Source organism: Enterobacter sp. CRENT-193 (assembly GCF_002787395.1).
In the GTDB taxonomy this organism is placed as follows: domain Bacteria; phylum Pseudomonadota; class Gammaproteobacteria; order Enterobacterales; family Enterobacteriaceae; genus Enterobacter; species Enterobacter hormaechei_C.
In genome coordinates this window covers 4,713,584-4,726,356 of record NZ_CP024812.1, presented here as the reverse complement: position 1 = coordinate 4,726,356, position 12,773 = coordinate 4,713,584, and the positions used below count along the sequence as shown (strand labels likewise).

Below are 12,773 nucleotides of genomic sequence, written 5' to 3'. Positions count from 1 at the left end.
AATTTTGCGTTATCTGGTAAATCGAGATTGAGAAACATGAAAAAAACCACATTAGCAATGAGTGCACTGGCTCTGAGTTTAGGTTTAGCGCTGTCCCCGCTGGCGACGGCGGCCGAGACAGCTTCCTCGGCAGCGACTGCGCAGCAGATGCCAAGCCTGGCCCCGATGCTCGAAAAAGTGATGCCATCGGTGGTGAGTATTAACGTTGAGGGCAGCACAACCGTCAATACGCCGCGTATGCCGCGTAATTTCCAGCAGTTCTTCGGCGACAATTCGCCGTTCTGCCAGGACGGTTCGCCATTCCAGAGCTCCCCGTTCTGTCAGGGCGGCGGTGCAGGGGATGACGGCATGGGCGGCGGCCAGCAGCAGAAATTCATGGCACTCGGCTCGGGCGTGATTATTGATGCAGCCAAAGGCTACGTGGTGACCAATAACCACGTGGTAGATAATGCTAACACCATTAAGGTGCAGATGAGCGATGGCCGTAAATTCGATGCTAAAGTGGTCGGTAAAGACCCGCGCTCCGATATCGCGCTGATTCAAATCCAGGATCCGAAGAACCTGACGGCGATTAAGCTTGCCGACTCTGACGCGCTGCGCGTGGGTGACTACACCGTCGCCATCGGTAACCCGTTTGGTCTGGGCGAAACCGTGACCTCGGGTATCGTCTCGGCGCTGGGACGTAGCGGCCTGAATGCGGAAAACTATGAAAACTTCATCCAGACGGATGCGGCCATTAACCGTGGTAATTCCGGCGGTGCGCTGGTTAACCTGAATGGTGAACTGATCGGTATCAACACCGCTATCCTGGCACCGGATGGTGGCAACATCGGTATCGGCTTTGCTATCCCGAGCAACATGGTGAAAAACCTGACTGCGCAGATGGTGCAATATGGACAGGTGAAACGCGGTGAGCTGGGTATCATGGGTACCGAGCTGAACTCCGAGCTGGCGAAAGCGATGAAAGTAGACGCTCAGCGCGGCGCATTCGTAAGCCAGGTCATGCCGAACTCCTCGGCGGCGAAAGCCGGCATTAAAGCGGGTGACGTGATCACTTCGCTGAACGGTAAACCGATCAGCAGCTTTGCCGCCCTGCGTGCGGAAGTGGGTTCTATGCCAATCGGCAGTAAAGTGACCCTCGGCCTGCTGCGTGAAGGTAAGCCGGTTAACGTGAGCCTGGAACTGCAACAGAGCAGTCAGAATCAGGTGGATTCCAGCACCATCTTCAGCGGTATTGAAGGTGCTGAGATGAGCAATAAAGGGGCAGATAAAGGCGTGGTGGTGAACAACGTGAAAGCGAACTCACCTGCTGCCCGTATCGGCCTGAAAAAAGGTGATGTGATCATGGGCGCTAACCAGCAGCCGGTGAAAAACATCGCTGAACTGCGCAAAATTCTCGACAGCAAGCCGTCCGTGCTGGCACTGAATATTCAGCGTGGTGATACTTCTATTTATCTCCTGATGCAGTAATCATCTTAAGCCCCTGTTCGCAGGGGCTTTCTCGTTTCTGTGACCTTTCCCACAACTCCATACATCTCTCTCTGCCTTTGGGCATCTGCACAATGCAGCCTTAGCTGAACTTCCCTATGCTTGAGCTCTGCTCACGGGAGGGTTTTATGGCTGGCTGGCATCTTGATACCAAAATGGCGCAGGATATCGTGGCGCGAACCATGCGCATCATTGATACCAATATCAACGTAATGGATGCCCGTGGGCGCATTATCGGCAGCGGCGATCGTGAGCGTATTGGGGAATTGCACGAAGGGGCGTTGCTGGTGCTCTCTCAGGGGCGCGTGGTCGACATCGATGACGCCGTGGCGAAACATCTGCATGGGGTTCGTCAGGGGATCAACCTGCCGCTGCGTCTGGAAGGAGAGATTGTTGGCGTTATCGGTCTGACCGGCGATCCTGAATCGCTGCGTAAATACGGTGAGCTGGTCTGCATGACGGCGGAGATGATGCTGGAGCAGTCGCGTCTGATGCACCTGCTCGCCCAGGACAGCCGCCTGCGCGAAGAGCTGGTGATGAATTTGATTCAGGCGGAGGAGCATACGCCTGCCCTGAGCGAGTGGGCGCAGCGTCTGGGTATCGACCTGAATCAGCCGCGCGTGGTTGCCGTTATTGAGGTGGATAGCGGCCAGCTTGGCGTGGACAGCGCCATGGTGGAACTACAGCAGCTGCAAAACATGCTGGCGACGCCGGAGCGTAACAACCTGGTGGCAATCGTCTCTTTAACGGAAATGGTGGTGCTCAAGCCTGCGCTTAATCAGTTTGGCCGCTGGGACGCGGAAGATCATCGTCGCCGCGTTGAGCTGCTCATCGAGCGCATGAAGGAGAACGGACAGCTCCGTTTTCGCGTCGCGCTGGGAAATTACTTTACCGGGCCGGGGAGTATCGCCCGTTCATGGCGAACGGCGCGCACCACCATGATGGTGGGTAAACAGCGCATGCCGGAGAGCCGCAGTTATTTCTATCAGGATCTGATGCTGCCGGTCCTGCTCGACAGCCTGCGCGGTGGCTGGCAGGCCAACGAGCTGGCGCGCCCGCTGGTGCGTCTGAAAGCGATGGACAACAACGGGCTGCTGCGCCGCACGTTGCAGGCGTGGTTCCGGCATAACGTGCAGCCGCTGGCAACGTCAAAAGCGCTGTTTATTCACCGTAATACGCTGGAGTATCGGCTTAACCGGATCTCGGAACTGACGGGGCTGGATTTAGGGAATTTTGACGACCGGCTACTGCTGTATGTGGCGTTGCAGCTGGATGAGCAGAGATAGCTGAGTGCGGTCTGGTGCCCTCACCCCATCTCTCTCCCAAAGGGAGAGGGCGCAAACATTAAAAACGGCAATCAAGGATTGCCGTTTTGCTTTTATTTCCGCGTCAATTTCTCAAGATCCGCTTCAATCTCGCTGATCTTATTGGTGACTACGCTTTCCAGGTGACGCAGGTCGTCAAGGATCTTACGTTTCAGATCGACTTCGCTGCGATCGCGCTGGCAGATTTGATCGAGTTCGTCGATCACGTAGCGCAGGTTAGGGCTGATTTCCTGTACTTCTTTATATCCCTGACCGATACCGTCAGCGACAACGGTCTTACGATGGCGAGGGTATTTAAACTTCACGCTTTTGGCGAAGAACTCTCCTTTGTCCTTGTGAAAATAGATTTTCAAAATATCGTTATTGGCTTCCTGGCGAAGACTATAACGATCAATTTCATCAGGATTGGTAATGCCCAGACTTTTCAGATTATCGTACATAGCGGTACCCTTGATCTCAACATAACCTATGAATAATTAACGAAAAAATCTATTTTCGCCACCTTCGGATATAAAAAAAGCGGGGTTGCCCCCGCTTTTTGTTATACCCGATTAATCGATGGTGCGCAGCAGTTCATTGATGCCTACTTTACCGCGCGTTTTCGCGTCCACTTTTTTCACGATGACCGCGCAATACAGGCTGTATTTGCCATCTTTAGACGGCAGGTTGCCGGAAACCACAACGGAACCGGCTGGAACGCGGCCGTAGTGAATTTCACCGGTTTCGCGATCGTAAATACGGGTGCTCTGGCCAATGTACACGCCCATGGAGATCACAGAACCTTCTTCGACGATCACGCCCTCAACCACTTCGGAACGTGCGCCGATGAAGCAGTTGTCTTCGATGATGGTTGGGTTAGCCTGAAGTGGCTCAAGAACGCCACCGATGCCCACGCCGCCGGACAGGTGAACGTTTTTACCGATCTGCGCGCAGGAGCCGACGGTAGCCCAGGTGTCCACCATGGTGCCTTCGTCAACGTAGGCGCCGATGTTCACGTAGGATGGCATCAGCACGGTGTTGCGTGCGATGAATGCCCCCTGACGAACGGCTGCCGGTGGTACTACGCGGAAGCCCTCTTTCTGGAAGCGCGCTTCGTCGTAATCCGCAAATTTCATTGGCACTTTATCGAAGTAGCGGCTTTCTGCTCCGTCGATAACCTGGTTATCGTTGATGCGGAAAGAGAGCAGCACAGCTTTCTTCAGCCATTGATGAGTAACCCACTGACCGTCGATTTTTTCTGCCACGCGCAGCGCGCCGGAATCCAGCAGGGAAATAACCTGGTTTACCGCTTCACGGGTCACGGTATCCACATTTGCCGGAGTGATGTCGGCGCGACGCTCAAAAGCGGACTCAATAACGTTCTGTAACTGCTGCATTGTTTACTCTTTCCATTTCACTAAAAAACACGTCACCCTTTATCGTTTGGATTGAGGGCTGCTGTCAACCGTTGTTGCACTTCAAGTTGCAGGTCATTATTAAGGGCACGCCGGTCGGCCGTCGCGATTATAAATAAATCTTCTACTCGTTCGCCAATCGTTGTAATTCGGGCGCCGTGAAGCGAAATTCCCAGATCGGCAAAAACCTGGCCGACGCGGGCGAGTAGCCCTGGCTGGTCGAGCGCAATCAGCTCAAGGAACGATTTACGGTCGGTATGGGTCGGCAGGAAATTGACCTCGGTATCGACGGTAAAGTGGCGCAGTTTTGCCGCCTGACGGCGCGGCTGCGGAGGTTGCCAGCTGCGCTGCGTAATCGCCTGCTCAAGGCCAAAGCGTATCCCCTCATGCCTGTCCGACGATAGCGGGCTGCCGTCCGGCTCCAGCACAATAAAGGTGTCCATCGCCATGCCGTCGCGGGTGGTAAAAATCTGCGCGTCGTGAACGCTCAGGTTACGCCTGTCCAGCTCGGCACAGACCGCTGCAAACAAATAAGGCCGGTCCGGGCTCCAGATAAAGATCTCCGTCCCGCCGCGTGTGGCCTGCGGGCTAAGCAGAATCATCGGTTTCGTCAGGTCGTGCTTCAGCAGATGCCGGGCGTGCCAGGCAAGCTGGTTTGGGCTGTGGCGTACAAAGTAGTTGGCGCGACAGCGCGCCCAAATCTGATGCAGTGCCTCTTCGTTGATGTCATCCATGCGCAGCAGGGCCAGCGCTTGCAACTGGTGATGGCGCACACGCTCGCGCATGTCCGGGGTATTCTGCATCCCGCGACGCAGCTGTTTTTCGGTGGCGAAATACAGCTCGCGCAGCAGGCTCTGCTTCCAGCTGTTCCACAGGGTTTCGTTGGTGGCGCAGATATCGGCTACCGTCAGGCAGACCAGGTAGCGCAGGCGGTTCTCCGTTTGCACTTCCTCGGCGAACTGCTTGATCACTTCCGGATCCTGAATATCACGACGCTGAGCGGTAACCGACATCAGCAGATGATGGCGAACCAGCCAGGCGATAAGCTGCGTTTCACGCGAGTTCAGGCCGTGCAGCTCGGCAAATTTCAGCACGTCCTGGGCACCGAGTACGGAGTGGTCGCCGCCGCGACCTTTGGCGATATCATGGAACAGAGCAGCGATCAGGATCAGCTCCGGGTGTGCCAGACGTGGCCACAGATCAACGCACAGCGGATGGCGGGATCGCGTCTCTTCTTTAGCGAAACTTTCCAGCTTCAGCATGACGCGGATCGTGTGCTCATCCACCGTATAGGCGTGAAACAGGTCGAACTGCATCTGCCCGACAATATGCGACCACTGAGGCATATAGGCCCACAGCACGCTGTGACGGTGCATTGGCAGCAGTCCGCGGCTGACGGCGCCCGGATGACGAAGCATGCTCAGGAACAACGAGCGCGCCTCCGGGATGTAACACAGCGGCTGCTTCAGATGACGCCGTGCATGGCGCAGATGACGCAGGGTAGTGGAGTAGATCCCGGTGATCGTGCTGTTGCGCACCATGGTATAGAACATTCGCAGGATCGCTTCCGGTTCGCGAATGAACAGCGTTTCGTCGCGCAGATCGATCAGCGTGCCGCGCAGCTGAAATTCGTCATCAATCGGACGCGGTTTTTCGTCTGCCGTCAGCGCGAGGATCGCCTCATCGAACAGCTGTAACAGCATCTGGTTCAGCTCAGAGACGCGGCGGGTGACGCGGAAGAAATCCTTCATCATTTGCTCGACCGGCTCGTTGCCCTCGCCCTGGTAATTCAGGCGCTGCGCCACGCTGAGCTGTCGGTCAAACAGCAGGCGGTTATCGTAGCGGGTGACTTCCAGGTGCAGGGCAAAACGGATGCGCCACAGCAGATGCAGACACTCATTGAGTTCGTTACGTTCGGCTTCGGTCAGAAAACCAAACCCGACCATTTCGTCCAGCGATGTTGCCCCAAAATGGCGACGGGCGACCCATTGCAGCGTGTGGATATCGCGCAGGCCACCGGGGCTGCTTTTAATATCCGGTTCGAGATTATAGCTGGTACCGTGATAGCGCTGGTGGCGCTGGTTTTGTTCTTCGACTTTCGCAGCGAAGAATTTTTCCGAAGGCCAGAAGCCGTCGCTAAAGATGTGCTTTTGCAGTTCGAGGAACAGCGCCACGTCGCCAATCAGGAGGCGGGTTTCAATCAGGTTGGTGGCGACGGTCAGGTCAGATAACCCTTCCAGCAGACACTCTTCCAGCGTGCGTACGCTGTGGCCCACTTCCAGCTTTACGTCCCAGAGCAGGGTCAACAGTTCACCGATTTTCTGCGCCCGATCGTCCGGCAGTTTTTTACGGCTTAAGATCAGCAGGTCGATATCAGAGAGCGGATGCAGTTCACCCCGGCCATAGCCACCAACAGCAACCAGCGCGACGTCGCTCACCTGTCCGAAACCGTAGTCGATCCAGAGACGTTGCAGGAGCTGGTCGATAAATTCGGTGCGCGCTTCAATGAGCTGCTCGGCCGAAACGCCTGCGTCAAATGCGCTTCCCAGCCAGCGATGGAAAACCTCCATGTGGGCTTTGATATGCGCGCAGGTCAGTTCATGCGGTGGCCAGACGCCCGGGTTATCAGGCTGGTCGGGGAGGGTGGGAAGTGCTGTGTTAGCATACTGTTCGGGTAAGAGATTACTCATCGTGCGCCACCCATAAGAAAAAGCTATCGCCATTAAAAAAGCCGGCATTCGCCGGCTTCTTATCACTCAATGTTCGTCAGTATCGCCGGGATGGTGTCATCCTTGCGCAACGTCATAATTTCGCAGCCGTTGTCTGTAACCACAATAGTATGCTCGTACTGGGCAGACAAGCTTCTGTCTTTGGTTTTTACCGTCCAGCCATCTTTCATGGTACGGATGCGGTAATCACCCGCGTTGACCATTGGCTCGATCGTGAAGGTCATGCCCTTTTGCAGCACTACGCCGCCGTCGTCTGCATCGTAGTGCAGAACCTGCGGTTCTTCATGGAACACACGACCAATACCGTGACCGCAATATTCGCGCACCACGGAGAAACCTTCCGCTTCCACAAATTTCTGGATTGCGGCGCCGATGGTGCGCAGGCGGATGCCCGGCTTCACCATTTTCAGCGCCAGGTAGAGGCTCTCTTGCGTTACTTTGCACAGACGCTCGCCCAGAATCGTTGGCTTGCCAACGATGAACATCTTAGAGGTGTCGCCGTGGTAGTCGTCTTTGATGACGGTCACGTCGATGTTGACGATGTCGCCATCTTTCAGCAGCTTCTCGTCATCCGGAATGCCGTGGCAAACCACTTCATTAATAGAGATGCAGACGGATTTCGGGAAACCGTGATAGCCAAGGCAGGCGGAGACCGCGTGCTGTTCGTTGACGATATAGTCGTTACAGATGCGATCCAGTTCGCCAGTGCTGACGCCCGGTTTCACAAACGGCTCAATCATTTCCAGCACGTCCGCGGCCAGACGACCGGCGACGCGCATCTTTTCAATTTCTTCAGGTGTCTTAATAGAGATAGCCATGTAATCTGTCCATCGGTGTCGATTTTTTCGACAATACTAGTGTAAGTGTTGTCAATGGTATCAGTCAGGCGCACCCCGTGCCAAATTGAGAATCATTAACAGCACACTCCGCCAACAATTATTGGTTTCTGGCCGTGTTTTGTGATATAAAGCGCGCCGGACTTCCGATCCATCTCAGATACACAGGCTGGACGGGAGCGACAAATCTCACTTTGTGTAACAACACACACGTATCGGCACATATTCCGGGGTGCCCTTCGGGGTCGGTAATATGGGATACGTGGAGGCATAACCCCAACTTTCAATATAGAGGTTTTAAACATGGCAACTGTTTCCATGCGCGACATGCTCAAGGCTGGTGTTCACTTCGGTCACCAGACCCGTTACTGGAACCCGAAAATGAAGCCTTTCATCTTCGGCGCACGTAACAAAGTTCACATCATCAACCTTGAGAAGACTGTACCAATGTTCAACGAAGCCCTGGCTGAGCTGAACAAGATCTCTTCCCGTAAAGGTAAGATTCTGTTCGTTGGTACTAAGCGCGCTGCAAGCGAAGCTGTGAAAGATGCTGCTAACAGCTGCGACCAGTTCTTCGTGAACCATCGCTGGTTGGGCGGCATGCTGACCAACTGGAAAACTGTTCGTCAGTCCATCAAGCGCCTGAAAGATCTGGAAACCCAGTCTCAGGACGGTACTTTCGATAAGCTGACTAAGAAAGAAGCGCTGATGCGCACTCGTGAACTGGACAAGCTGGAAAACAGCCTGGGCGGTATCAAAGATATGGGCGGCCTGCCAGACGCGCTGTTCGTAATCGATGCAGACCACGAGCACATCGCAATCAAAGAAGCTAACAACCTGGGTATCCCGGTATTCGCTATCGTTGATACCAACTCCGATCCGGACGGTGTTGACTTCGTTATCCCGGGTAACGACGACGCAATCCGTGCTGTTAGCCTGTATCTGAGCGCTGTAGCTGCTACCGTTCGTGAAGGCCGTTCCCAGGATCTGGCTTCTCAGGCGGAAGAAAGCTTCGTAGAAGCTGAATAATAAGGTTTTACCCCTTATTAGTACCGTGTATGAATAGGGGCCCATTATCGGCCCCTTTTTTCAATTTATACTGTTTGGCTCCCGGCCGGGCAGTTCACATCTCCCGAGGATTTAAGAATGGCTGAAATTACCGCATCCCTGGTAAAAGAGCTGCGTGAGCGTACTGGCGCAGGCATGATGGATTGCAAAAAAGCGCTGACCGAAGCGAACGGCGACATCGAGCTGGCAATCGAAAACATGCGTAAATCCGGTGCGATCAAAGCAGCTAAGAAAGCAGGCAACGTTGCTGCTGACGGCGTGATCATCACCAAAATCGACGGCAACTACGGCATCATTCTGGAAGTTAACTGCCAGACTGACTTCGTTGCTAAAGATGCTGGTTTCCAGGCATTTGCTAACAAAGTTCTGGACGCAGCGGTTGCAGGCAAAATCACTGACGTTGAAGTTCTGAAAGCACAGTTCGAAGAAGAGCGTGTTGCGCTGGTTGCTAAAATCGGTGAGAACATCAACATCCGTCGCGTTGCTTCCCTGGAAGGTGACGTTCTGGGCTCTTACCAGCACGGCGCGCGTATCGGTGTTCTGGTTGCGGCTAAAGACGCTGACGAAGAGCTGGTTAAACAGCTGGCAATGCACATCGCTGCAAGCAAACCAGAATTCGTTAAGCCAGAAGACGTGTCTGCTGAAGTGGTAGAGAAAGAGTACCAGGTTCAGCTGGACATCGCGATGCAGTCTGGTAAGCCAAAAGAAATCGCAGAGAAAATGGTTGAAGGCCGCATGAAGAAATTCACCGGCGAAGTTTCTCTGACTGGCCAGCCTTTCGTAATGGATCCAAGCAAGTCTGTTGCTCAGCTGCTGAAAGAGCACAACGCTGATGTAACTGGCTTCATCCGCTTCGAAGTGGGCGAAGGCATCGAGAAAGTTGAGACTGACTTCGCAGCAGAAGTTGCTGCAATGTCCAAGCAGTCTTAATGATTGAAAAGGAGCCGCCTGAGGGCGGCTTCTTTTTGTCACCCGTCTCACGAAATCAGACAGGCTCCAGTATCGCTGTGCTGATTTGCGACATATCATGTCGCCAGAATTAACCCCATCTTAATCGTTGACAGTCTCAGGAAAGAAACATGGCTACCAATGCAAAACCCGTGTACAAACGCATTCTGCTTAAGCTGAGTGGCGAAGCGCTGCAAGGATCGGAAGGCTTCGGTATTGACGCAAGCATCCTTGATCGCATGGCACAGGAAATCAAAGAACTGGTCGAACTGGGTATTCAGGTTGGCGTGGTCATTGGCGGTGGCAACCTTTTCCGTGGTGCTGGTCTGGCGAAAGCGGGGATGAACCGCGTAGTGGGCGACCACATGGGTATGCTGGCAACCGTGATGAATGGCCTGGCGATGCGTGATGCGCTTCATCGCGCCTATGTGAACGCTCGCCTGATGTCCGCTATTCCTTTGAATGGCGTATGCGATAATTACAGCTGGGCAGAGGCCATCAGCCTGCTGCGCAACAACCGCGTGGTGATCCTCTCCGCCGGTACGGGTAACCCGTTCTTTACCACCGATTCCGCAGCCTGCCTGCGCGGTATCGAAATCGAAGCCGATGTGGTGCTGAAAGCGACCAAAGTAGATGGCGTGTTTACTGCCGACCCGGCAAAAGATCCTTCAGCGACCATGTACGATCAGCTGAGCTACAGCGAAGTGCTGGAAAAAGAGCTAAAAGTGATGGATCTTGCCGCCTTTACGCTGGCTCGTGACCACAAACTGCCGATCCGTGTCTTCAATATGAACAAGCCTGGCGCGCTGCGTCGCGTTGTTATGGGCGAAAAAGAAGGCACTTTGATCACGGAATAATTTCCGTCGGCGATAAATACAGGTAAGATTCCGCTTTATTTCGACGTGGTATCTTACCCGGGCGCGCCTTTGGCGTTGTCATGAATTAAACGCGACTATACTTAGCACACCTGTAGCGCTGTGCTGGCGGATAGTCTGCCTGAGACAAGTTTTCAAGGATCCGTAACGTGATTAACGACATCAGAAAAGATGCTGAAGTACGCATGGACAAATGCGTAGAAGCGTTCAAAAACCAAATCAGCAAAATCCGTACTGGCCGAGCTTCCCCAAGCCTGCTGGATGGCATCATCGTAGAATACTACGGTACGCCTACGCCACTGCGTCAGCTGGCGAGCGTGACGGTAGAAGATACCCGTACCCTGAAAATCAACGTGTTCGATCGCTCAATGAGCCCGGCCGTTGAAAAAGCGATCATGGCATCTGACCTGGGTCTGAACCCAAGCTCAGCGGGCGCGGATATTCGCGTACCACTGCCTCCGCTGACGGAAGAGCGTCGTAAAGACCTGATCAAAGTGGTTCGCGGTGAAGCTGAGCAAGGTCGCGTTTCCGTACGTAACGTGCGTCGCGATGCGAACGATAAAGTGAAAGCTCTGCTGAAAGAAAAAGAGATCAGCGAAGACGACGATCGTCGTTCTCAGGACGACATTCAGAAAATGACCGACGCGGCGATCAAGAAAATTGATGCGGCGCTGGCAGAAAAAGAAGCGGAACTGATGCAGTTCTGATTTTCGCTGTACACTGATAAACGCCGTTCAGAAGGACATTGAGTCTTGCTGGCGGCGTTTTGCTTTTATCTGGTCTAACTTTTGGGCATCTCATGAAGCATCTCACTCTCCTCGGCTCGACCGGCTCTATCGGTTGCAGCACTCTCGACGTTGTACGTCATAATCCTGACAGCTACACCGTAGCCGCGCTTGTGGCCGGAAAAAACGTGCAGCGAATGGTCGAACAGTGCCTGGAGTTTACCCCCCGTTTTGCGGTGATGGATGATGAAGAGAGCGCCCGCCAGGTAAAAGCGCTGTTGCAGGAGAAGGGCTGCCGTACCGAGGTGCTCAGCGGGCAACAGGCGGCGTGCGATATGGCCGCGCTTGATGAAGTTGATCAGGTTATGGCGGCAATCGTCGGGGCGGCGGGTCTTCTGCCGACGCTTGCCGCGATCGATGCGGGAAAAGATGTCCTGCTTGCGAACAAAGAGTCGCTGGTCACCTGCGGACGCCTCTTTATGGACGCGGTAAAACAGCGTGGGGCACGTCTTTTGCCGGTCGATAGCGAGCACAACGCCATTTTTCAGAGTTTACCCCAACCTTTTCAACAAAACCTGGGGTACGCTGACCTGGAGCAGAATGGCGTTGTGTCGATTCTGCTTACCGGGTCTGGTGGCCCGTTCCGTGAAACGCCACTGTCTGAATTGAGCGCAATGACGCCGGATCAGGCATGTCGTCATCCGAACTGGTCAATGGGGCGTAAGATCTCCGTCGATTCGGCCACCATGATGAACAAAGGTCTGGAATACATTGAAGCTCGCTGGCTGTTCAATGCGTCGGCGAAACAGATGGAAGTGCTGATCCACCCGCAGTCGGTGATTCACTCGATGGTGCGCTATCAGGACGGCAGCGTGCTGGCCCAGCTGGGCGAACCGGATATGCGTACGCCAATTGCTCATACAATGGCGTGGCCAAACCGCGTAAAATCGGGCGTTAAGCCTCTCGATTTTTGCAAGCTGAGTTCACTGACGTTTAGCGAGCCTGATTACGACCGTTATCCCTGTCTGAAACTGGCGATGACGGCCTTCGATCAGGGGCAGGCGGCGACAACGGCGCTTAATGCAGCCAATGAAGTGACCGTTGAAGCATTCCTGAACCAGCAGATCCGCTTTACTGATATCGCCGCGTTGAATTTATCCGTGCTGGAGATGATGGATTTGCGTGAGCCGCAGAGCGTGGAAGAGGTGCTGGCCGTGGATGAACAGGCACGCATTGTTGCGCGTAAACAGGTGACACGTCTCGCAAGCTGGTGATAAAGCAAGCACTAGTCGTCGTGCTATTTGTTAGCGTTGGGCTTCAGTGATATAGTCTGCGCCACCTGATCGCAGGTATTTGGCTTTAAGTGGTCAGGTAAGCCGTGGTTT

At 54.2% G+C, this 12,773-nt stretch carries 11 protein-coding genes; 7 read left to right on the top strand and 4 right to left on the bottom strand.

What is annotated here, in order from left to right:
• Positions 1–36: 36 nt before the first annotated feature.
• Together degP and CU081_RS23535 are read left to right on the top strand one after the other, a co-directional pair.
• The gene (degP, locus tag CU081_RS23540; protein WP_003856219.1) at positions 37–1,470 is read left to right on the top strand and encodes a serine endoprotease DegP; all 1,434 of its coding nucleotides are present in this window, start codon (positions 37–39) and stop codon (positions 1,468–1,470) included.
• Between the two features lie 146 nt (positions 1,471–1,616).
• A complete protein-coding gene (locus CU081_RS23535; protein ID WP_003856217.1) occupies positions 1,617–2,774 on the top strand; it encodes a CdaR family transcriptional regulator in 1,158 nt (385 codons plus the stop codon).
• Positions 2,775–2,866: 92 nt separating this feature from the next.
• Here the strand turns inward: CU081_RS23535 and CU081_RS23530 are convergent, their stop codons facing one another.
• The 4 genes from CU081_RS23530 to map all read right to left on the bottom strand — a co-directional run bounded on the left by CU081_RS23530 (position 2,867) and on the right by map (position 7,754).
• Positions 2,867–3,253, bottom strand: a complete 387-nt coding sequence (locus tag CU081_RS23530; protein WP_022650415.1) for a DUF3461 family protein — start codon at positions 3,251–3,253, stop codon at positions 2,867–2,869.
• Positions 3,254–3,364: 111 nt separating this feature from the next.
• Positions 3,365–4,189, bottom strand: a complete 825-nt coding sequence (gene dapD, locus CU081_RS23525; RefSeq protein WP_003856214.1) for a 2,3,4,5-tetrahydropyridine-2,6-dicarboxylate N-succinyltransferase — start codon at positions 4,187–4,189, stop codon at positions 3,365–3,367.
• A 32-nt stretch (positions 4,190–4,221) separates the two neighbouring features.
• Complete coding sequence (gene glnD / locus CU081_RS23520) at positions 4,222–6,897, bottom strand: bifunctional uridylyltransferase/uridylyl-removing protein GlnD (RefSeq protein WP_022650416.1); 2,676 nt, start codon at positions 6,895–6,897, stop codon at positions 4,222–4,224.
• Positions 6,898–6,959: 62 nt separating this feature from the next.
• Entirely contained in the window at positions 6,960–7,754 is a 795-nt protein-coding gene (map, locus tag CU081_RS23515) for a type I methionyl aminopeptidase (protein ID WP_003856208.1), read from the bottom strand.
• Positions 7,755–8,075: 321 nt separating this feature from the next.
• On the opposite strand from map, the gene rpsB reads away from it, so the two are divergent.
• The 5 genes from rpsB (at position 8,076) to ispC (ending at position 12,662) form a co-directional block, all read left to right on the top strand.
• Positions 8,076–8,801, top strand: coding sequence for a 30S ribosomal protein S2 (gene rpsB / locus CU081_RS23510; protein ID WP_003856207.1), 726 nt, complete (start codon positions 8,076–8,078; stop codon positions 8,799–8,801).
• A 117-nt stretch (positions 8,802–8,918) separates the two neighbouring features.
• Positions 8,919–9,770 carry a translation elongation factor Ts gene (tsf, locus tag CU081_RS23505; protein ID WP_022650417.1) on the top strand — a complete coding sequence of 284 codons (852 nt, stop codon included), beginning with the start codon at positions 8,919–8,921 and terminating at the stop codon, positions 9,768–9,770.
• A 149-nt stretch (positions 9,771–9,919) separates the two neighbouring features.
• Positions 9,920–10,645, top strand: a complete 726-nt coding sequence (gene pyrH / locus CU081_RS23500; RefSeq protein ID WP_003856194.1) for a UMP kinase — start codon at positions 9,920–9,922, stop codon at positions 10,643–10,645.
• Positions 10,646–10,812: 167 nt separating this feature from the next.
• Positions 10,813–11,370 (top strand): ribosome recycling factor, encoded by a 558-nt coding sequence (gene frr, locus CU081_RS23495; RefSeq protein ID WP_003856180.1) that lies wholly within the window; start codon positions 10,813–10,815, stop codon positions 11,368–11,370.
• Between the two features lie 92 nt (positions 11,371–11,462).
• Complete coding sequence (gene ispC, locus CU081_RS23490) at positions 11,463–12,662, top strand: 1-deoxy-D-xylulose-5-phosphate reductoisomerase (protein ID WP_022650418.1); 1,200 nt, start codon at positions 11,463–11,465, stop codon at positions 12,660–12,662.
• Positions 12,663–12,773: the final 111 nt, after the last annotated feature.